Origin of the sequence: Brevibacillus sp. (assembly GCF_003521185.1) — a bacterium.
GTDB classification, from domain to species: Bacteria; Bacillota; Bacilli; order Brevibacillales; family Brevibacillaceae; genus Brevibacillus; species Brevibacillus parabrevis.
Genome location: NZ_DOTK01000037.1, coordinates 104,950 through 126,651, shown reverse-complemented (window position 1 = coordinate 126,651; position 21,702 = coordinate 104,950). Strand labels below are relative to the sequence as shown.

The 21,702-nt window shown below is 54.7% G+C and carries 19 protein-coding genes; 12 read left to right on the top strand and 7 right to left on the bottom strand.

The genetic code is table 11. The features are described from left to right. Nucleotides 1-10 precede the first annotated feature (10 nt). On the top strand, nucleotides 11-1,432 hold the full coding sequence (pdxR, locus tag DEP07_RS10825) for a MocR-like pyridoxine biosynthesis transcription factor PdxR (RefSeq protein WP_122963845.1): 1,422 nt from the start codon (nucleotides 11-13) through the stop codon (nucleotides 1,430-1,432). A gap of 9 nt (nucleotides 1,433-1,441) precedes the next feature. Further along, complete coding sequence (locus DEP07_RS10820; RefSeq protein WP_267901891.1) at nucleotides 1,442-1,567, top strand: hypothetical protein; 126 nt, start codon at nucleotides 1,442-1,444, stop codon at nucleotides 1,565-1,567. Nucleotides 1,568-1,573: 6 nt separating this feature from the next. Here the strand turns inward: DEP07_RS10820 and putP are convergent, their stop codons facing one another. After that, entirely contained in the window at nucleotides 1,574-3,037 is a 1,464-nt protein-coding gene (gene putP / locus DEP07_RS10815; RefSeq protein ID WP_167470273.1) for a sodium/proline symporter PutP, read from the bottom strand. Nucleotides 3,038-3,226: 189 nt separating this feature from the next. Further along, a complete protein-coding gene (locus DEP07_RS10810; RefSeq protein ID WP_122963847.1) occupies nucleotides 3,227-3,685 on the bottom strand; it encodes a hypothetical protein in 459 nt (152 codons plus the stop codon). 131 nt (nucleotides 3,686-3,816) lie between these two features. On the opposite strand from DEP07_RS10810, the gene DEP07_RS10805 reads away from it, so the two are divergent. Next, on the top strand, nucleotides 3,817-4,020 hold the full coding sequence (locus DEP07_RS10805; RefSeq protein ID WP_063227950.1) for a cold-shock protein: 204 nt from the start codon (nucleotides 3,817-3,819) through the stop codon (nucleotides 4,018-4,020). A 147-nt stretch (nucleotides 4,021-4,167) separates the two neighbouring features. Here DEP07_RS10805 and DEP07_RS10800 read toward each other — a convergent pair whose 3' ends face one another. After that, a complete protein-coding gene (locus DEP07_RS10800) occupies nucleotides 4,168-4,365 on the bottom strand; it encodes a hypothetical protein (RefSeq protein ID WP_063227951.1) in 198 nt (65 codons plus the stop codon). Between the two features lie 88 nt (nucleotides 4,366-4,453). Beyond that, a complete protein-coding gene (gene pdxR, locus DEP07_RS10795) occupies nucleotides 4,454-5,887 on the bottom strand; it encodes a MocR-like pyridoxine biosynthesis transcription factor PdxR (protein WP_242774827.1) in 1,434 nt (477 codons plus the stop codon). A 155-nt stretch (nucleotides 5,888-6,042) separates the two neighbouring features. Here pdxR (DEP07_RS10795) and DEP07_RS10790 point away from each other — a divergent pair, with 155 nt between their 5' ends. The 7 genes from DEP07_RS10790 (at nucleotide 6,043) to cimA (ending at nucleotide 13,788) form a co-directional block, all read left to right on the top strand. Further along, entirely contained in the window at nucleotides 6,043-6,837 is a 795-nt protein-coding gene (locus DEP07_RS10790) for a thymidylate synthase (protein WP_173596807.1), read from the top strand. Then, a complete protein-coding gene (locus DEP07_RS10785; protein WP_122963850.1) occupies nucleotides 6,834-7,310 on the top strand; it encodes a dihydrofolate reductase in 477 nt (158 codons plus the stop codon). The genes DEP07_RS10790 and DEP07_RS10785 overlap by 4 nt, the downstream gene beginning before the upstream one ends. 54 nt (nucleotides 7,311-7,364) lie before the next feature. Then, nucleotides 7,365-8,546, top strand: a complete 1,182-nt coding sequence (locus tag DEP07_RS10780; RefSeq protein ID WP_287102455.1) for a PHP domain-containing protein — start codon at nucleotides 7,365-7,367, stop codon at nucleotides 8,544-8,546. Between the two features lie 81 nt (nucleotides 8,547-8,627). Beyond that, nucleotides 8,628-9,821 carry a M20 metallopeptidase family protein gene (locus DEP07_RS10775; protein ID WP_122963851.1) on the top strand — a complete coding sequence of 398 codons (1,194 nt, stop codon included), beginning with the start codon at nucleotides 8,628-8,630 and terminating at the stop codon, nucleotides 9,819-9,821. Between the two features lie 141 nt (nucleotides 9,822-9,962). Beyond that, on the top strand, nucleotides 9,963-11,075 hold the full coding sequence (locus DEP07_RS10770) for a YheC/YheD family endospore coat-associated protein (RefSeq protein ID WP_122963852.1): 1,113 nt from the start codon (nucleotides 9,963-9,965) through the stop codon (nucleotides 11,073-11,075). 132 nt (nucleotides 11,076-11,207) lie between these two features. Then, nucleotides 11,208-12,047, top strand: coding sequence for an alpha/beta hydrolase (locus tag DEP07_RS10765; protein ID WP_287102454.1), 840 nt, complete (start codon nucleotides 11,208-11,210; stop codon nucleotides 12,045-12,047). A gap of 118 nt (nucleotides 12,048-12,165) precedes the next feature. Next, on the top strand, nucleotides 12,166-13,788 hold the full coding sequence (gene cimA, locus DEP07_RS10760; RefSeq protein WP_287102453.1) for a citramalate synthase: 1,623 nt from the start codon (nucleotides 12,166-12,168) through the stop codon (nucleotides 13,786-13,788). Nucleotides 13,789-13,970: 182 nt separating this feature from the next. Here cimA and DEP07_RS10755 read toward each other — a convergent pair whose 3' ends face one another. After that, nucleotides 13,971-14,834: a helix-turn-helix transcriptional regulator gene (locus DEP07_RS10755; protein ID WP_242774830.1), complete on the bottom strand. Its 864-nt coding sequence runs from the start codon at nucleotides 14,832-14,834 to the stop codon at nucleotides 13,971-13,973. Between the two features lie 128 nt (nucleotides 14,835-14,962). On the opposite strand from DEP07_RS10755, the gene fabF reads away from it, so the two are divergent. Further along, a complete protein-coding gene (gene fabF / locus DEP07_RS10750) occupies nucleotides 14,963-16,201 on the top strand; it encodes a beta-ketoacyl-ACP synthase II (RefSeq protein ID WP_173596812.1) in 1,239 nt (412 codons plus the stop codon). 881 nt (nucleotides 16,202-17,082) lie between these two features. Continuing rightward, complete coding sequence (locus tag DEP07_RS10745) at nucleotides 17,083-18,579, top strand: DHA2 family efflux MFS transporter permease subunit (protein ID WP_122963857.1); 1,497 nt, start codon at nucleotides 17,083-17,085, stop codon at nucleotides 18,577-18,579. A 104-nt stretch (nucleotides 18,580-18,683) separates the two neighbouring features. On the opposite strand, the gene DEP07_RS10740 is transcribed toward DEP07_RS10745, so the two are convergent. Both DEP07_RS10740 and DEP07_RS10735 read right to left on the bottom strand, forming a co-directional pair. Further along, a complete protein-coding gene (locus tag DEP07_RS10740) occupies nucleotides 18,684-18,914 on the bottom strand; it encodes a DUF1128 domain-containing protein (protein WP_063227962.1) in 231 nt (76 codons plus the stop codon). 28 nt (nucleotides 18,915-18,942) lie between these two features. Then, on the bottom strand, nucleotides 18,943-21,435 hold the full coding sequence (locus DEP07_RS10735; RefSeq protein ID WP_173596813.1) for a U32 family peptidase: 2,493 nt from the start codon (nucleotides 21,433-21,435) through the stop codon (nucleotides 18,943-18,945). Nucleotides 21,436-21,702 lie beyond the last annotated feature (267 nt).

Genomic DNA, 21,702 nt, shown 5'->3' with positions numbered 1-21,702 from the left:
GGCGAAGCACATGGAGTTTACGCCCACTTTACATAACGATGCCAGTGAGCCGCTCTATCGGCAGTTGTACAGGCAAATCAGCAAGCAAATCGTGTCGGGCGAGATTGCGGCGGGCACGCGGATGCCATCGATCCGCCAGATGGCAGAGGCGAGCGGTGTAGCGAAAAATACGGTAGAAGCCGCCTATCAGCAGCTGCTTGCCGAAGGTTATTTGACGAGCCGGGAGCGCAGCGGTTTTTTTGCCGCACAGGTGGAAGTGTGGGGGGAGCCGGAGCAGGGAGGGGCGGACATTCGGCAAAAAGCATGGAGCCTGAAAAAGAAAAAGGGCGATCATTTGAGCTGCCGCTTTAATTTTCACGGCTCCGTCGTGGATACGAAGCATTTTCCGTATGCAGCCTGGCGGTCGTGCATGCTGGAAGCACTGGACCGCTATCCGGACGATTTCGCTTTTTACGGAGACGATCAGGGGGAGTGGGAGCTGCGGGAACAACTGGCGAGCTATTTGCGCAGGGCGCGCACGCTCGCTTGTACGCCTGAGCAAATATGGATCGGAACGGGATTGCAGCAATCGCTCAGCTTCTTGTGCCTGTTGCTTGCGGATCGGCATCGCGTGATCGCGGTAGAAGAACCCGGCTATGCCGATGCGCGGATTGTGTTTTCGCAGCACGGGTATGAGGTAGTTCCGATTCCGCTGGACGCTGACGGGCTATCTATCCAATGCCTTGCGCAGAGCGGGGCAACGGTTGTCTATACGACACCTTCGCACCAGTATCCGTACGGAATGGTCATGCCGATTGCGCAGCGGCAGCGGCTGTTGCAATGGGCGGAGCGCACAAACGGGATCATCATCGAAAACGACTACGATGGAGAATTTCGCTATAATGTGCAGCCGACGCCCTCCTTGCAAGGACTGGATCGGGAGGGGCGCGTCGTTTATGTCGGCAATTTTTCCAAAGCGTTCTCCCCGGCTCTGCGAATGGACTATATGGTGCTGCCAGCGGAACTGCTTGAGCGCTATTTGCAATCGTTTCAAGCCTATCCCGCTGTGGTGTCGCGCCACCTGCAACGGACGATGCAGCTGTTCATGCAAAAAGGGCACTGGGAGAAGCATGTGCGGAAAATGCGCACGATCTATCAGCGCAAGCATGCGATCCTGCTGCAAGCGATCCGCGACTATATGCCACCTACCGTCACGGTGCTCGGCCATTCTGCCGGGCTGCACATTTTGCTTGCGGTACATACGAAGCAGTGCGAGGCAGAGCTGATCGCAGCGGCTTGGGAAGCGGGAATCCGCGTGTATTCGAGCGGGCGCAACTGGATGACGGCCCCGGACATGGAGCTGCCGCGCATCATCGTCGGCTTTGGCGGGATGGAGGAGGACGATATACGGGAAGGGATTCGCCTGCTGGCAAAAGCGTGGCCGGACGCGTAGCGGGCGATTGTGCCCGGAGAATCAGGAATCATCACGATGGGAAGCGGAAAAGCAAGCGCAGGCTGCGCTCGCGACAGCAAAACGCCCAAGCACTTGCACAATCGGCAAGGCTCGGGCGTTTCTTTCATTCACTAGTCCAGCTTATTCCGTTACTTTTTTGTACTGATCGAACTGATCCGTTACTGCTTTGGATGGAGAGCTGGTCAGCTTGCTGACGATCACGATGGCAAGCAGGCTCATCGCAAAGCCTGGAACCATTTCGTACAGGAAGTCTTTCAGCACATCGAAACGCGTCCAGATGATCACGGTCAAGGCGCCAGCGATCATGCCGGAGAGTGCGCCCCACTTGTTCATCCGTTTCCAGTACAGGGAGAGCAGGATTACAGGGCCGAACGAAGCGCCGAATCCGGCCCAAGCGTAACCGACGAGATCGAGAATCGTGTCATTTTTGTCCAATGCGAGCAAAAAGGCGATGACAGCGACGAGCAGGACGGAGAGGCGGCCAACGGTCACAAGCTCCTTGTCGCTTGCAGAGCGTTTGAGAAACGTCTTGAAAATGTCTTCTGTCAGTGAGCTGGACGTCACGAGCAACTGGGACGAAATCGTACTCATGATCGCAGCCAAAATCGCAGCGAGCAAGAATCCGGTGATAATCGGGTGGAACAACACGGTGCCGAGCTGAATGAAGATCGTCTCAGGGTCGGCAATCGTCCAGCCTTGTTTCGAGTACAGGGCGATACCGATCAGACCCGTCAGCATGGCTCCGGCAACCGAGAAGATCATCCAGCCCATTCCGATTGAACGCGCTTTCTTGATTTCTTTTGTAGAAGTAATCGCCATAAAGCGGACGATGATGTGCGGCTGCCCGAAGTAACCAAGCCCCCAGGCGAACAGGGAGATGATGCCGAGCAAGCTTGTCCCTTTGAAAATATCAAGCAGGGACGGGTCCACCGCCTGGATCGTTGTAAAAGTTTCACCCACACCGCCAACGGTCAAAATCGTCACCAGCGGAACGAGGATGAGCGCGATGACCATGATCAGCCCTTGCACGGCATCGGTCCAGCTTACGGCGAGGAAGCCGCCAAACAGCGTGTACGCGATGGTAACGAGGCCGACAATCCACAAACCAGTGTGGTAGTCCATGTGGAACGTATTTTCAAACAGGACGCCGCCAGAAACGAGACCGGACGAGACGTAAAACGTAAAAAAGACCATGATGACGAGAGCAGAGACGAGACGCAGCATGCGGGAGCTATCCCCGAAGCGGTTTTCCAGGTAGGCCGGAATCGTGATGGAGTTGTTGGCTACCTCTGTGTACGTTCGCAGGCGCGGCGCTACATACAGCCAGTTTGCATACGCACCGAGAGTCAGTCCGATGGCAATCCACGATGCGCTTAAACCAGAGGCGAACATCGCACCGGGCAAGCCCATCATCAGCCAGCCGCTCATGTCGGAGGCTCCCGCGCTCAGGGCGGTGACGGTTGGGCCGAGTGACCGACCGCCGAGCATGTAGTCAGTCAGATTGGAGGTACGCTTGTAGGCATAGTAGCCGATGAGCAGCATGCCTAGCATGTACACAATAATGGACGCGAGCAGCATATTCATGGATAGCACCTCTTGTTGTGTTGTATATTTATAAAAATTATAGTAACGTCTTACACATTATCATGCCCAGATATGAAAATCTAGAACAAAACACAGAAAATTGTGTAGAGAAGCAATAAAAAGTTTTTAATTGAACTAAAAAACCCGCGATATCGCTATCGCAGGTTCGTTTGCTAATTATTTACTTTTTTATTGGACTTGAATTTGTCCATTGCTGTCGAGACTGACTTTAAACTCTTTCACGACGGTAGGCTCTGCACTTGGATTGTTCAGGTCGTGCTTCAGCACCTGAAACGATCCGTTTGCGGCAAGCTTGCCTGTGTATTCCACTCCGAACGTGTCGGATTTGTAAAAGCTGAAGGTAGCGAGTTCGGTCTTTTGCAACTCGTCGACAAGCAACTGACCGTCGCCGCTGAACATCGCATTGCGCAGCGACTCAGACGATTCGTACTTTTGCTGGAGGTACGTTTGCAATTGCTGGGCAACTTCCGATTCTGCCAGTTGCTTCCCTGCTTCCACGGCTTGTTTGCCGACTTCAATCGCTTGCTTGCCTGTCTCTACTGCCTGCTGTGCCGTCTGCACCCCTTCGGAAATTTCCGAGCATGCTGTAAGCATCAGGGCGCAGCCAATGATCCATGCTTTTTTCATATAGTGTTGCTCCACTCCTTTCACGCGCTCTTATAGCGTACTTTATTTATTTTACTGTATATCCACTTTCGGCGCATCCGCATATGATGAGGTAAGCGTAAGAGCTGCACTGATTACAGGGAGGAAACGCAATGATTCAAGGGAAAGTGAAATGGTTCAGCAAGGAAAAAGGATACGGTTTCATTGAGCGGGATGGAGGACCTGACGTGTTCGTGCACTATTCAGCGATCACCGGCACAGGCTACCGGAATTTGGAGGAAGGCGAGCAGGTTGTCTTCGAGATTGTGAATGGGCAGCGAGGATTGCAAGCAGCCAACGTAGCGCGCAAAAGCTAGGGCACAACTTTTTCAGTCACTTACAAACAGCAGATGACCTAAGCCGTCATCTTTCCATTCTGGACGCCGTCATACCCAGCCAGGGCAGACGGCGTCTTTGTTGATCATCGATTCGATTCCATTCGCAACAGATTGGCGTTGTCAGACTTATACATTGTATAGAAATACAGCCAAAGCAATGACAAGCATCGACGTAATACATCCGTATATGAGCAAAAGGTTGCGCGAACGTTGCTTGAAGCTCAGTTGCTTGCCTTCCGTCGGTTTCAAACCGATCAGGAACGTGGCGACAAAAGCGATGACCACGAGGATGATGACGGCAATAATAAAGGGATAAATACTCATGACGGTCAATCGTCCTTTCTGTATCACTCTGCTTTGATCATATACCGTCCGTCAAAAAAAGGGGCCATCCACTTGGCTGTTTTTTTGCTCATCCACTTGCGGTAAAAGCTTCCGCAAACCGTTCCACAGCAGCAGGAATTTGCGCAAGGGAAGCTCTGCCAAAAGTAAAGCGTACGTGGCCCGGCTCTGCTCCGAACAAGTGGCCGGGTACGAAGACCACGCCGCGCTTGACCGCTTCCGTCAAAAGCTGCTGCTCACTCCATGTTCCGGCAAAGCGGCACCACAGATGAATGCCGCCTTGTGCACCTGCCATGGCGACTTGCTCGCCGAACTTGTCCTCTAGGGAAAACAGCAGCTGATCGTGGCGCAAAGCCAGTTGGGTGCGCAACCGATCGACGTGCTGGGCAAAGTCAGGCGAAGCCAAAAAACGGTCCGCCAGCCACTGCGGGAAAATGCTGTGTCCAAAATCAAACTGCTGCTTCGCATCCGCCAGCCGCTCGATAACCGTCTGCGGCCCGACGATCCAGCCGATGCGCAAGCCGGAAGCGACGATTTTGGTCAGCGAGCTGATATACAAAACCGTGCCGTGTTTGTCCAACGATTTGAGGGTAGGGATCGGCTCTTTGGAAAACGAAGTCAAGCTGTACGGATCGTCCTCGATGATCGGGATGCCGTTTTCGGCGGAAAAAGCGAGCAGCTGTTGCCGCCGGGCCAGCGACAGCAAAGTGCCTGTCGGATTTTGAAAGTTCGGGTTGAGAAACACCATTTTGATCCGGTGCTTGCGATGCAGTTCAGCCAAATGGTTCGGATCGATGCCGTTTTGCTCTACGGGCAGCGAAAAGGTGCGCAGTCCTGCCGAGTGAAACAACGGCAGGGAGTGACAATACGATGGCGCCTCGATCGCCACGGCGTCACCGGGCTTGAGCAGGCATTGCACGACGAGGTGGAGGGCTTGCTGCGCTCCCGATGTAATCATGATCGACGTGGCAGGCGCTTCGATGTTTCGCCATTCTTTCATGTGTTTGCCGAGCGTTTCGCGCAGCGACCAGTTGCCCTGCGGATGCTCATAGCCGAGGTGATCGGGAAAATCGTCCGGGCTGATCAAGTGCGACAGCGTGTGGCGGGGAACGAGGTCAGGCGAAAGCTCGCCGCTCGCCAGATCGATCAGTTCATTTTCCTGCGTCTCCCTGCGGATTTTGCGGATCAGCGGCAAATTGGGCCTGAACGACCCGGTTTCCGTCAAATGCCGCCAGTTCGGCACACGCGTGCGAGCCAGCCCCCAGATGTCCTGACTGACGAGTGTTCCACTCCCTTGCTTGCGCTCTACGATCCCGGCGGCCTGCAATTCATCATAGACGGCGACGATCGTCGAACGGTTGACCCCGAGTTCTTTTGCCAGTGAGCGCTCCGAGGGCAGACTGCTGCCCGGGCCGAACTCGCCGCTGCTGATGCGCTGCTCGATCTGTTCGGCAATTTGTTTATATAAAGGCTTGTTTTTTGGCCCTGCTGTCTTGTCATCCATGCCAATCCTGCTTTCTGTACGTGGTCGTTTCCGGTTTTCAAAAGGTTTCCAAACGGTTCCAAAACCAAAATCATCCAGCCTATTATACCACGCAATGGAAGGCTTTCCTTTTCGACCAGCTTTGTTTAGTATAGAGAACGGAAGGAGTGGTGGGGATGAAACAATATTTAGACTTGTGCCAGCGCATTTTGACAGAAGGCGTGACGAAAGAGGATCGGACAGGCACAGGAACGATTAGCATTTTTGGACACCAGATGCGTTTTGACCTGAGCGAGGGCTTCCCGCTGGTCACGACGAAAAAACTACATATGAAATCGATCATTCACGAGTTGCTGTGGTTTTTGGCCGGAGACACGAATGTTCGCTACCTGCAGGAAAATGGGGTGCGGATTTGGAATGAGTGGGCGGATGAAAACGGCGACTTGGGACCCGTCTACGGAAAGCAGTGGCGTTCTTTTGTCGGGCGCGACGGCAAGACGGTCGACCAAATCCAGTGGGTGATCGACGAAATCAAAAAAAATCCCGACTCAAGACGCCTGATCGTCAGTGCGTGGAATCCGGCTGATCTCGCGGAGATGGCCTTGCCGCCGTGTCATTTGCTGTTCCAGTTTTATGTGGCAGACGGCAAGCTGTCGTGCCAGTTGTACCAGCGCAGTGCCGACACGTTTTTGGGGGTGCCGTTCAACATCGCTTCCTATGCGCTTTTGACGCATATGGTTGCCCATGTGACAGGACTTGAGGTGGGCGACTTCGTTCACACGCTGGGAGACGCGCACTTGTATACAAACCATATCGAACAAGTGAAGCTGCAACTCACTCGCGAGCCGAAGCCGTTGCCTAAGCTGCAGCTCAATCCAGAAGTGACGTCCATTTTTGACTTCACGTATGACGACATTGAAATCGTCGATTACGAGGCCCATCCGCACATCAAAGGCGAGGTGGCTGTATGATCAGTCTGATTGTGGCCTACGCGAAAAATCAGGTGATCGGCAAAGATGGCGACATGCCGTGGAGCCTGCCCGCCGATTTGAAAAACGTCAAGGAAATCACGACAGGGAACACGATTGTGATGGGCCGCAAGACGTTCGAATCGATCGGCAGACCGCTGCCGAACAGACGAAATGTCGTGCTGACGAGAAGCCGCGACTTTCATCCGGAAGGTGTCGATGTCGTCCATACGAAGGAAGAAGTGCTCGCTCTGGGCGACGTCATCATTTTTGGCGGCGCCAACATTTACGGGCAGTTCCTGGACGTGGTAGATCGCATGTACATTACCGAAATCGAGCTGGAAACAGAGGGCGACACGTTTTTCCCTGCGTGGGACAAAGACGCGTTTGTGCTTGTGGACAAGCGCGAAGGTGTTGTCGATGAAAAGAATGCCTACCCGCATACGTTTTACGTGTATGAACGCAAAAATGGTTAGCCCTTCCCGTTGAAACCGGGCAAACTGCCTCCTGAACATCAGGGGGTTTTTTTTGTGCAAAACGTCTCGGCGTTTTTCATGAAATTGGATGTGACCGTCTTGTTGTATCCAGATCGAAAAGTCCCGGACAAGCGGCTCGCAGCCTGGGAGGAACGACACAGAGCCTTCATACATATCCCGGCGGTTTCGCGCATACAAACAGTAGAAAACGGTTGGACAAACCGCAGGGGGGATGGGATGAAAGTCGACTTTCATGTGCATCTGGAAGAGGGACCGTATTCGCTGGACTGGCTGGTCGGGCAAGCGTGCGCACTGCGGCCGCTTCTGGACGAAAAGGAAGAGAGCGGAAGCAGGGGCTGGGCACACGAGCTGGTCAAGGGGCTTGCCCATAGGCTCCAAAGAGGGCCTTATTCCAGGGAGTGGCTGGATTTGTACCGGGCGCGGGCGAAACAAGCTGGCATCTCGCAAGTGTGTGTCGTCGAGCATTTGTATCGCTTTGCCGATTTTCGTCCTTATTATGAGCAATTTATTCACGTGGGGCACGACCGTTTAGGCAAAGCGCAGCGGCAGTGGCTTGGACAGATGGCGAACGACTCTTTGCCAGCTTATGTGGCGTTTCTTGCAGAGGAGCGCGAGCGGTGGGCGGAAGATGGGGTGGCGCTTCGCATCGGGATCGAGCTGGATTATTTTCCGGGCGGGGAAGGCGAGCTGCGCGAGGTGATCGAAAAATATCCGTGGGACGTATGCATGGGAGCCGTCCATTTCCCTGGCGGAAAAGGCTATCTCGTTCGCAATCTCCAGGAGCAGCTGGAAGTGCATGCATCACCGGGATGGTTCGTGCGTTATTTTGATGTGGTGGAGCAGGCGATTGACAGTGGCCTGTTCGATGTTTTGACGCATCTGGACGGGGTCAGGGCGTTTGGCCCGAAAGCGGATGAAATGACGCTGTTGCCGTACTATCAGCGGATCGCTCGGGCATTGCGGCGGATGGATACGGCAACCGAACTGAACACAGCGTGCGTGCGCGGACAGACGCAGCGGGAGTTTTCGCCGAGCTATCGCTTTTTGCAAATATTGGCGCAGCATGAAGTGCCGATTACGCTGTCCTCCCATGCGACAGCTCCTGATCAGGTCGGGCAGCACCTCGCGGAAGCGCGAATGCAGCTGAGGCGCGCAGGATATGCCAGCTTAGCCGTTTTTGCTGACAGAAAAAGGAGCCTGATGGAGATTGAATAGCAGACTTCCCCGCTAGGTGCGCTTTTTTGCTATGATAGAGACAAGCGTATAAATATGCATCCAGCGGGAGGAGAACACAGCATGTCGTTGCAGGAACGTTTGAAATCGTTGCTCAAAGAGGTGGAGCCGCAAATGATCGCGTGGCGCCGCCATCTTCACCAATATCCGGAACTGTCCTTTCAAGAGGAAAAAACTCCGGCGATGATCGCGGAAATTTTGCGTGGCCTGGAGTTTGACGAAGTAAAAACCGGAGTGGGCGGCCGCGGGGTCATCGGAGTGCTCAAGGGCAGCCGTCCGGGCAAAGTCGTCGCTTTGCGGGCTGATTTCGACGCGTTGCCGATTCAGGATCAAAAAGATGTTCCGTACAAATCGACGGTTCCTGGTGTCATGCACGCCTGCGGCCACGATGCCCATACCTCCGAACTGTTGGGCTTGGCGAGTGTGCTGGCGGCGCATCGCGACCAGTTTGCCGGGGAAATCCGTTTTTTGTTCCAGCACGCGGAAGAAGAATCGCCAGGCGGAGCGATCCAGATGACAGCGGACGGCGCAGTCGACGGCGTAGACGCTGTATTTGGCGTCCATCTCTGGTCCATGCTGCCAGTAGGCAAAGTGTTCATCAGCGGTGGCCCGATCATGGCGAATACAGATGACTTTGTGATCGAAATCAAGGGCCGCGGCGGTCATGGCGCTGTTCCTGAGGAGACAGTCGATTCGATCGTGGTCGGCTCGCAAATCGTAGGAAATTTGCAGACGATCGCCAGCCGCAACGTCAGTCCGTTGGAAAGCGTCGTCGTGACGGTCGGGACGTTCAACGGCGGTGACAACAACAATATCATCGCAGACAGCTGTCGCCTGACGGGAACGGTGCGTTCGTTCCTGCCGGACGTGCGTGATCGCGCTGAGCTTCGCCTCACGGAAATCGCTGTCGGCACGGCTGCCATGATGGGCGCAGAGGCGAAAGTGTCGTACGAGCGCGGCTATCCTGCGGTGATCAATCATGAAGCGGAAGCGCAAATCGCCCGTGAAGCGGCGCTGGCTGCCTTTGGTCCGGAGCGCGTGGAACCGATGAAGCCGCTCATGGGAGGAGAAGACTTCTCTTACTATTTGGAAAAGGTGCCTGGGGCGTATTTGTTTGTCGGGGCCGGCAACCCGGAGAAGCTGGCGAAGTATCCGCACCACCACCCGCATTTTGACATCGACGAAGACTCCATGCTCATCGCCGGAGAGCTGCTCGGACGAACAGCTTTGCTCTATCTGGAGAAAAAAGAGGGGTAGTATAAACCTTTCCCTTGCAAAGATGCGCTTTTGCCTAGCAGTGGCAATGGCGCTTTTTTGGCGTCTTGCCATAAACTGTTGAAATGAGGCATCGCATACCGCACACGGCAATCAGATGAGCAAAGGAGGGGGCTGCCTCCAGTGAGAAAACGGATCGGCATACTGACCTACCGGGGAGAATCCGGCTTTATCGAACCGGGATTTTTTCGCCGTCTGGTCAAGGAAGGGAGAGAGCTGGGCGCCGACGTCTTTGTTTTCGGGCCGCAGGATGTGCATGTGTCCGAGCGGAAAATCAAAGGCTTCATCCCTGCCGAAAAAGGCTGGAAGAGCGAATGGTTTGAGTGGCCGGACATTGTCATAGACCGCTATCGGTATTATCCGTTGGCGAAGCATAGCCACTATCCGCCGTTTCGCAAGCAAAACTTGTTCCGCTATGCCAACAGCCGTTTTACGAATAAATTCAATCTCCATCAAATTTTGCTGGAAGACCCGTTTTTGACGAAATGGCTGCCCGAGACGTTCGCTTACGCAAGAAGCACGCTGGTTTCGATGCTGAAACGCCATCGCCAGGTGTATCTCAAGCCGACAAACGGCTCGGGCGGGCGAAGCATTTTGCGCGTGGAAAAAACAGAAGAGGGCTATTTGCTGCATGGCAGAACCAAACAGCAGGCGAAAAGCAGGGAAAAGCTGTCCTCGATCAGCAAAGTATGCGAGCGGCTCGAAGCGTGGATGGAAAAAGAAAAGAACGGAAAAGAGCAGTTTTTTCTCCAGCAAGGTTTGCAATTGGCTCTGGTGCCTGGGCGAACCGTCGATGCCAGGGTGCTTGCGCAAAAAGACGGAGAAGGCATCTGGCGGCTGACAGGCATGGGCATACGCATCGGTTCGACGCGCTCTTCGACGTCCAATTTGCACGGCGGCGGGACGGCGATGCCAGCCATTCCTTTTTTGGCGAGCCGCTTCGGACAAGAAGCCGCCAAAAGAATCGTGCTCGAATGCAAAGAGCTTGTCACGCTGACTATCGGCAGAATCGAGCAGCATTTCGGGCAGATGATGGAGTTCGGGTTTGACTTAGGCATCGATGTGTACGGCCATGTGTGGATTATCGAGATCAATCCGAAGCCTGGCAGGGAAATATTCCGGCAGCTCGGGGAGCATCGGCGCTATCGGCAGGCAGTGCGCAGGCCGTTGGAATACGCCTTGTATTTGATCGAAAAAAATGAGCGGATGAAAGACCAGCGATTCGGACTCGGGTGAAAAGGCTCTCCACAGCTTGGAGGGTCTTTTTCATTTCTTTTGCGCAAGGCATGCGGCATAATAATAGCCAGGTGGACGCGTGCTCCTTGACGGCGTGCAAGGTTCACAAACAAAGGAATGGAGGAGATGAGCATGAGACAGGAAGCTTTTTCGATTGAGTTGGGCGAAGGCTTGACGCTTCGGGGGAATGTACATACAGACGAGGCAGCGGGTGCCGGCCAACCGCTGTTGCTGTTTTGCCACGGGTTCAAAGGCTTCAAGGATTGGGGCAGCTTCCCCTATGTGGCAGACGAGCTGGCGAAGCGAGGCGTGACGACGATTCGCTTTAATTTTAGCTGCAACGGTGTGGGCGAGAGCTTGACCGAATTTGACGAGCTGGAAAAATTCGGCCGCAACACGTACGCGCGTGAGCTTGCCGACCTGCAAGCGCTGGTCGAATGGATCGATTCCGGTGAGTTTGTCTGGCCAGACTATGTGGACAAATCCAGACTGTACGTGCTTGGACACAGCAAAGGCGGCGGGGATGCCATCCTGTTCGGAGCGGGCAATCCGCGCGTGGCGGGAATCGTGACCTGGAATGGAATTGCCGATGTCAATTTGTTTGATGCGGGACTGCGCAAGCAAATCGCGGAAACAGGCGTCGGCTATATCGCCAATGCGCGCACCGGGCAAGATATGCCGATTACGCGGACGGTGATCGAGGATGTGGATCAAAACCGGGAAGCGTATGACATTTTGGCGAAAGTGTCTTCGATGGAAACACCTTTGTGCATCTTGAGCGGAGAAAAAGATTTTGTCCGTCTGGTAGAGGGTGCCAAACGGATTCATCAGGCGGCGAAGCACAGCGAGCTGCACTGGATAGAAGGCGGCGACCATACGTGGAACACGCGTCATCCGTTTGCAGGAACTTCTCCGCAACTGGAAGCGGTCATTGAGCAAACGGCTGCTTTTGTCCGTACCCCGCGGACATAGAAAAAGCCTGGATTTTCCTGCGTTTTCAATCCATTTGGGCTATGGTATACTGGGGAACGTCAAAAGATTCAAATGATGTGACTATTCAGAAAATACCAGAGATAGGTGGAGAAGAAACATGAACAGCAAGGTGTATCTGTACGATACCACCCTGCGAGATGGTACGCAGGGAGAGGGGATCAGCCTGTCGGTGGAAGACAAGATAAAGATCGCACTGCGGCTGGATCAGTTCGGAATTGATTTTATCGAGGGCGGTTGGCCTGGGAGCAATCCAAAGGATATGGCGTTTTTTGAGCGTATCCGCGAGATTCCGCTACAGCACGCCAAAGTGACGGCTTTTGGCAGCACCTGTCGTCCGAATGTGGCAGCAGCCGCAGACGACAACTTGCTGGCGCTGATCGCCAGCGGTGCCGAAGCTGCGGCGATTTTCGGGAAGTCATGGGACTTGCACGTGACGGACGCCTTGAAGACGACTTTGGAAGAAAACGTGCGCATGGTCGCTGATTCGGTGGCCTTTTTGAAACAGAACGGTTTGACGACACTCTTTTTGGCGGAGCATTTCTTCGACGGCTACAAAGCAAACCCGCTGTATGCCCTGCGGGTGCTTGCGGCTGCCGAAGAGGCGGGTGCCGACTGGATTGTCCTTTGCGATACAAACGGCGGAAGTCTGCCACACGAAGTATACGAGATCGTCAAGGCGGCTGCCGGACAACTTCGTACGCCGCTGGGGATTCATCCGCACAACGACAGCGGCGTAGCTGTGGCGAACGCTTTGGCCGCGATTCAGGCGGGAGCCAAGCAAGTGCAAGGAACGATCAACGGGATCGGGGAGCGCTGCGGCAACGTCAACCTTATTTCTGTTGTGCCCAATTTGCAGCTCAAGCTCGGCTACGAGTGCGTGAGCAGCGAGCAGTTGCAAGAGCTGACGCAGCTTTCGCGCTATGTGGCGGAGATCGCCAACATGACGCTGCCGAACAACCAGCCTTTTGTCGGACACAGCGCTTTTGCCCACAAAGGCGGAATCCACGTCAGCGCCGTATTGCGCGATCCGAAAACGTACGAGCATATCGAGCCGGAAAACATCGGCAACAAGCGCCGCGTGCTCGTCTCCGAGCTGGCCGGACAGAGCAATCTGCTCGCCAAAATGGAAGAGCTGGAAATCGATCTGTCGCTGGATCGGGAAAAGACCCGCGAGATCATTACACGCATCAAAGAGCGCGAGTTCCAGGGCTACCAGTACGAGGGCGCGGAAGCTTCGCTCACGCTCATGCTGCTTGAGGCTGCCGGCAAGCTGAAAAATTTGTTCACGCTCGATTCTTTCAAGATTTTGATGGAAAAGGCGGCCATCCAGTCGATCACGTCCGAGGCGACAGTCAAGCTGCGGGTAAACGGGGAGAGCGTACATACAGCCGCGGATGGCAACGGCCCTGTCAACGCGCTGGACAACGCCATGCGCAAAGCGCTGGAGAGCTACTACCCCTGTATCGCCAACATGCATCTGGCCGACTACAAGGTGCGTGTTCTGGATGAAAACGGAGCGACAGCGGCAAAAGTCCGCGTGCTGATCGAGTCGGCAAGCAACGGGGAGAAGTGGAGCACGGTCGGGGTGTCTACCAACGTAATCGAAGCAAGCTGGGAGGCGCTCGCAGACAGTATTCGCTACTTGTTGTGGCGGGAAGGCTGCGAGGAAGCGGGACATTTGTCCGCAGCAGAGGCGCGGGTCGGAATCGTCAATCATTAGTTGGAAACACCCCATGTAAAGGGAACAAAAATGCAAGGAAGCGTGGCATGTTTGCACACACGCACGCTTAAAAATGACCAGCTACAGTTCAGCGAATTGGCCCTCCTGTTGTGAGACAGAGCGAACAGGAGGGGCTGTCCGAATGAGCGTGGGCTGGTCTTTTTTGCGTTGCGCGTGCCAGCTCAGTCTGGCGTCTCCGCAGCGGGACGGTCCATCAGCTGGCGCAGCTTTGTTTCGGTCGACGATTGGGGGTCCGGGGTATAAATGCTGCAACGCAAGTCAGCACTGCCCTGTACTTGCAGGGAGGTGAGGTGAAACTGCATTTTTCCGGCTTTGGCATGGCGAAACTCCAGCAGCACCTCAGGAGCCGTGCTGACGTCGCTCTGTTCCCACAGCCGATGAAAGTCGGGGTGGACGTCTCTCATTTCGCGCAAAAAGTGCTCGTACCATTCGTCTTCCACGTACTGTCCGTAGTACGCGCGAAAAATCGCGAGAAAGCCGCTGACGAAGTGCTCCCAGTTGACGGCGAGCCGCCGCAGCTCTTTTCGCGTGAACAACAATCGGATCAGATTGCGCTCTTCCACTGGTATTTGCTCGAAATCGAGAAAGACGTGCGCCGCCGCTTTGTTCCAACCGACGATGTGGAGTCGTCTGTCCGAGATGATGGCAGGACAGGAGTGCAGCTCGTTCACAATTCGCTCCAGGGCTGGACTGATCTGGGGCGACTCGTCTTTGTGCAGCGTGGTGCCGACAGTTGTGCCGCTTTCCAAGGCGAGCGCGTACAAATACTTGCGCTCGTCGACAGTCAGTTGCAGTGCTTTGGATACGGCATCGAGAACGGAGGGGGATACTTTGATATCCCGGCCTTGTTCCAGCCACGTGTACCAGGTGGAGCTTACCCCTGCCAATTGTGCCACTTCTTCCCGGCGCAGGCCAGGCGTCCGCCGCCTTGTGCCAGGAGCAAGCCCGACGGACTGAGGCAAAATTTTTGCTCGCTGCGCTTTTAAAAAGGACGAGAGTGCCTGCAGGCGTGTCTGATTGTTCATGCGGACTTCCTTTCCAAGTCGAAAATGGGTAAAACTGTTACTTATTATACTAGGATAAACAACAACTTGTAATAGGATAAATCATGTGACAAGATGGTTTCCATAAGGGCTTGTAAAGGAGGATAATGATGGAGAAAGTAGTGGTTACGGGGATGGGCGTCATTTCCCCTATCGGAAGCAATGTCGAGCAATTTTGGAGCAGCCTGGTTGAAGGAAAGCCAGGCATCTCCCACATTGACATATTTGATACATCCCGGTTTAAAACGAAAATCGCGGGTCTTGTCCGGGATTTTGACCCGGAGGCGCGATTCGGGCGCAAAGAGGCGAGAAGAATGGACCGCTTTTGCCAGTTTGCGATTGCAGCGGCGGACGAAGCGCTGGCAGATGCAGGACTCCGGCTCGACGATTGCGATCGCGAACGGATAGGCGTCTATGTCGGCTCTGGAATTGGCGGCGTGCAGACGTTATTGGACCAGTACGACACGCTGAGAAGCCGCGGGCCGGAGCGGGTCAGCCCTACGCTGGTGCCGATGCTGATCTCCAATATAGCAGCAGCAATGATCAGCATCAAATACGGCATATACGGCCCGACGATGTCGCCTGTCACGGCCTGCTCGATTGGCAATACTTCGATCGGCGAAGCGTATCGGCTGATCCAATCGGGCAAAGCTGACGTAGTGATTGCCGGAGGAACGGAAGCCGCGATTAACGAGGTATCGCTGGCGAGCTTCAGCAATGCGACTGCCTTGTCCACGCGAAACGACGATCCGGCTGCGGCGAGCCGCCCTTTTGATGCCAAGCGTGACGGGTTTGTCATGGCGGAGGGAGCGGGTATCCTGATTGTGGAGTCTTACTCGCATGCAAGGAAGCGTGACGCTCGGATTTACGCGGAAGTAATCGGCTACGGAGCAAGCTCCGACGCCTACCATATGGTTGCTACCCATCCGGAAGGGCTTGGCCCATACCGGGCGATGAAATGGGCGCTGGAGGAAGCGGGAATCGAGCCTGCGGAGCTGGATGTGATCAGCGCTCACGCTACAGGTACGGAAGTCGGTGACCGTTCGGAGACGCTGGCGATCAAACGTCTGTTGGGCGACCACGCCGGGCGCATCCCGATCACGGCCAACAAGTCGATGACAGGGCATATGTTCGGGGCGGCAGGCGGCGCGGAGGCGATTGCGCTGATCAAGAGCCTTCAGGAGGGAGTCGTACCGCCGACGATCAACCAGGACGAGCGCGATCCCGTCTGTGATCTGGACTATGTGCCAAATACAGCCCGTCGCATGGCGCTGAACGTGGGGATGTCCAATTCCTTTGGCTTTGGTGGACACAATGCGGTGATTGTGCTGCGGAAGTACGAGGGGTAAGGAAGTCTGAAAGTTAGAGTGAGGGAGTCTTCCGGGGTGTTTGGGGAGGCTCTTTTTTTGCTTGATTAGAGATCAGGGAAGCGGACGCACGTTGCCGCCTGAAAGCGTGTTTTCCTTTTTCGCCTGCGCCTTGGAAGGAGTCCCAAAGCCCTTTCGCTTGTTTCCCCTGTTTCCTCGGCCGACGTGTGCTTTGGTTGGATAGTGCTTTTTGAAAGTTGATCAGGGATGAGAAATCTCTTTTTTGGCGTGGTTTCGCTTTTCCCCGGAGCCGTGCAGTGAAGTCAACAGGGGGTATCCCAAGAAGCTACAGCGATTCGTCTCTTTCCTCGCCACGCCTAAAGTACCGACGAAGCAGACTACGAAGCGCCATCTCAAACAAAGCTTTCAATCATTCAGCCTTTTCTTTAAAACCTCCGCCGACCACAACCAGCCCCAGACGAGAAAGAGACGAAATCCGCGAAAGCTCTTTGGGATACCGACCGAGGCTGCGAGGAAAAAGCGAAACACGGTTTTAAGCGTCAACGTGCCCTCGCTTCTGTGAGATGCTGCTTTTGACGCGGTTTCGCTTTTTCCCCGGAGCCGTGCAGTCTAAGTCAACAGGGGGTATCCCAAGAAGCTACAGCGATTCGTCTCTTTCCTCGCCACGCCAAAAGTACCGACGAAGCAGACTACGAAGCGCCCCCCCAAACCAATCTTTCAATCCTTCATCCTTTTCTTCGCGATCTCCGAAGTTTCGAAATAAAGCAGACTCCAAAGCACGATCCCAAGCAATCTTTCAGTCATTCACCATTCCGCCTAGAACCCCCCGCCAACTCCAAGAATGCCCCTAGGAAAAAGGCAGCATACTAACAAAAACCAGAACCAAAAAAGGGGAATCATTCATGACGAACGAGCAGGGAGCGACAGAAACAAACATCCAGCGGGCACCGATTCTCGGCGTCATTATTGCCGGAGCGATAGCGGCCCTGCTGAACCAGACACTCCTCAACGTAGCCCTCCCCAAGCTGATGGAGCAATTCCACATCACTACCTCCACAGCCCAATGGGTCATCACCATTTACATGCTGGTCAACGGCGTCCTGATCCCGACGACGGCTTTTCTGATGGAAAAATATACGACCAGACAGCTGTTTATTTCCGCAATGAGCCTTTTTGCCGCAGGAACGCTCATCTGCGGCATTGCCCCCAGCTTCTCGATCATGTTGATCGGACGCGTGGTGCAAGCAGCGGGGGCAGGGATTCTCATGCCGCTCATGACCAATGTCATTTTCAACATGTTCCCCGCTGATCGGCGCGGTTCCGCGATGGGCATCGTCGGGATTGCCATGGTCTTTGCCCCGGCGATCGGGCCGACCTTGTCCGGGTGGATTGTCGAGCATTACTCGTGGCGCTTGCTGTTTTTCGTCGTCCTGCCGATTGCGCTGATCGTGCTGGTCACGTCCTTTTTCGTCCTGAAAAATGTGACCGAGACGCAAAATCCGAAGCTGGACTCATGGGGAGTCGTCTTGTCGACGATCGGCTTCGGCGGGCTGCTCTACGGCTTCAGCTCCGCAGGCGCGGCGGGCTGGAGGAGTGCAGAAGTCATCGGCATGCTGCTCGTGGGCTGTATCAGCTTGGGGGCGTTTGTCTGGCGGCAGTTGTCGATTGACCATGCGATGCTGGAGTTTCGCATCTTTCAAACTCCGGCCTACACGTTGGCCGTCCTGATCAGCCTGATGGTCAACATGTCGCTCTACTCGGGGATGATTCTCCTGCCTGTCTACGTGCAAAACATCCTGCACTTCACACCTGTGCAATCAGGCTTGCTGCTTTTGCCGGGGAGCATCATCATGGGCATCATGTCTCCGATCACAGGCAAGCTGTTTGACAAGTTTGGCGCAAAATGGCTCGCCCTGATCGGACTCATTATCACGATCGTCACGACTTACGGCTTCACGAAGCTGAGCCTCTCGACAAGCTACAGCTACTTGGTGACGCTTTACACCGTGCGCATGTTCGGACTGTCGATGCTGATGATGCCCGTCATGACGTCAGGCTTGAACGCCCTGCCATTGCAGCTCAATCCGCACGGGACGGCGATGTCCAACACGATCAACGCGATAGGGGGAGCGCTCGGCACAGCGTTGTTCGTCACGATCATGACGACGAAAAGCGCAGCCCACACGGCGGATATCGTCCGAAGCCAGCACCTCAACCCGGCTGACCTCGCCCAGATGCAGCTGGCGACGAAGCAAGGAATTGCCATGGGCACAAACGATGCCTTTATGATCGCCACGCTGTTTACCGTCATCGCGCTCGTTTTAGCGCTGTTCCTCGGCAACAAAACGCCGCGAAGACAAGAGGCTGCCGCACAAAAAAGAGTACCCCAGCCGTCGTAAGCAAGCGCAGTCCGCCAAAAGCCATAAAAAAACCAAAAACCATAACATAAAAAAAGCGCCGCTTCCGCAAAAGGGAGGCGCCGCTTTTTGACGCGTGCTGCGTACTAGCCTTGTTTTCTCATAGCCCCTAATTCTTCGACGATCGCCGTCATCTCATTGATGCCAAACGCCGTTTTTTTCTGCACCATGTTGTACAGGTACAAAAGGTCTTCGTAGTGGGCGAGGTCAAAATCTTCCGGGCGCATAACCGCTGTGTTCGCCATGTTGAGCTTGGCTTTGATGCCCTCGATCAGAACCGCCAAATTTTCCTGGGTTGCCTCTTTCAAATCTGCCATTGCTTGGTCTCCTCTCCAACGCTGCTTGTTATTTGGTCAGCTGTCCACGCGTGACGCCGAGCTGGTTGGTCGCTTTCAGCGTGCGCCATACGTGTGTGCCGCTAACTTCTCCGCGCAGAGCCTTACGATACAGGCTGATGACTTCACGCACGCGCTCCGGTTCTTCTTCCAGAAACTCGATGCGGTAGCTGCCTACATTCAGGGAGCGGAACTCTTTCAAATACTCCGCGCCAGACTGGTCGATGGCGTTGTACACCGTGTTGCGGCAGCCGGTATCTACCCGCACCGGATGCGAGAAGCCGACGCGATCCTTGAGCGAGATGCGAGAGGTTTCGCATGGGGTTCCGCAGTTGGTATGGTCGGTTCCCTCACTCATGAACGTGCAGTATACGCAGTGCTCGGTATGGAACATCGGCATATGCTGATGGATGACCAGCTCCATGTTTGCTGCGTTGGAGCGGCTGAGCAAGTCCACCATTTGCTGGATGTTCAGATCATACGAAGGCGTGACCCGTGTCAGGCCAGCTTCGAGGAACAGCTCCACCGCTTTATGGTTGGCCACGTTCAGGGAGAAATCGCCGATCAGCGGGATGTCGATCTCATCCTTGCGGGACAGGTAGTAGTAGAGTGCCCCTGTATTGCGCACCAAAATCGCGTCCGGCTTGCTTTTGGCAATCAGGGCGAGCACGCCGTTTTCATCCGGCATGTGGATGCGCATCGTGGCAATCCCGATTTTCTTGCCGTATTTGTGCGCCAGCTTGACGCCTTCTGGATACTGTTTGACAAATTCGAAGTCCGCGTAAAGGAAATCGACGTCCGTCTGCGCCGCAGCTTCCAGTTGTTCCAGCGAGCGGCACAAAGCTGTCAACAGCGGCTTTTCCACCGGCTGCGAGCGAGGCACGTCCGCATACACATTCACATCGCGATGCTGGTAGACAGGCGGCTTGGAACGCAAGTACACAAGCTGCTCTACCGCTTCACGGCGCATCCGGTTCAGCTCGCTGACCGGAACGATCAAGTCTCCGGCAAGGTCAACCGTCAAATCGTGAGCGTCCAGATGGTAAACCGTTCCGCCCAGACGGCTGAGCTGATCATGCAAAAGCTCGTGCGTCAGCGGTCGCTTCACGGCAGATTCCAGCAGCTTCTCCGACGGAACGGTGACAGCGTGGTTCGCCTGTTTGTCCACCCAGGTGATGCAGAGTTTATCGCCCAGCTTGCCGCTGACATGCACCGACAGTGGGAACGTGCGGTACGGCTTTTCCGTTTCAAACGTTTTGCGCAGGCGGCGGTCAAGCTCGGGATCGCTTGTTTTCCAGACGCGGTCGCCTACGTGGAGTCGTTTCAGGTTGACGTCGTTTCGGCCCATCACGATCTCGTACACGCCTTTTTCCACTTCGCCCTCGATCTTTTTGCCGCGGGACAAAATATCGTAGACGCGTCCGCCTTCTTCTTTTTGCGTCGGGTCGCCCGCGTCGAACACGATGCCGTCACCGCGTTTGACAGGAGCAGCAATTTCCACGAGCACGCTTGTGCCCAGCAACTTTTTCACTGTACCTAAAAAGACGCCGCGGCTTTTCGGGAACGATCCATCTATGAGCTGCTTGTTGTTCGTTCCTTCCAAAAATCCGTGGGTGAAACCACGGGAAAAGCTTTGCTGCAACTCGCGAATTTCTATTTCCGACGGGCCTGTGTCTTGTCCGGCAAAATAGCGCTCGATTGCCGCGTTGTATTTGCTGACCACGTTGGCTACGTACTCCGGAGATTTCAGGCGCCCTTCGATTTTAAAAGAAGTGACGCCTGCCTCGATCAGCTCGGGAACCAGGTCGACGGCAGCCAGATCTTTTGGCGAGAGGACGTAGGCGATGTTGCCCATATCCTTTTGCACGCCGTCCACGATCAAATCGTACGGCAGTCGGCAAGCCTGGGCGCACTCGCCGCGGTTGGCAGAGCGGCCGCCCCACATTTCCGAAGTCAGACACTGACCGGAGTAGGAGACGCACAAAGCGCCGTGGACAAAAACTTCCATCGGCAGCTTCGCTTTTTCGCCGATCTTCTTGATTTCCTTCAAGGAATTTTCCCGGCCCAAAACGACGCGTTCCATGTCGAATGGTTTCGTAAATTCGACAGCTTCCGGGGAAGTGATCGTCATCTGCGTGGAGCCGTGGATCGGGAAGTCAGGGGAGATTTCGCGAATCAGCTTCACCAGACCGAGGTCCTGGACGATAACCGCGTCCACCCCGGCGTGAATACAGGCGTCAATCAGCTCGCGGGCATCCTCCAGCTCGTTTTCGAATACGAGAATATTAAAGGTAAGAAAACCTTTTACACCGTACATATGCAAGTAAGCCATAATCTCAGGCAGCTCAGCCATTTGAAAGTTCTCCGCGCGTGCGCGTGCGTTGAACTTTTCTACACCGAAAAAGATGGCGTTGGCACCATTCGCGACGGCGGCTTTCAAACAGTCCCAGTTGCCTGCGGGGGCCAACAGCTCAATATCTTCACGCTTTATGTTGTTTCGCATGTGTATGTCATTACCTCCAAGGTCTTTAAAAAAAGCTCTTCTTCATCATAGGGAAATGTCCTTGCTCCCGCAACAAAAACCTCCACTTCTCCAAATGTTGAAAATTGTCGCTTCCAGTAAGTGTGAGTTTGATGGTATTCTGTAAGAAAAATCAAAAGATTCCACAATGGAATGATCAGCCAAATCGACAAAATTCGTGGATTTTTTTGAGCAACAAGCTTCCCCACCATTATAGCCATCGTTTGCACAGCTTATAGCTCGGCTCGT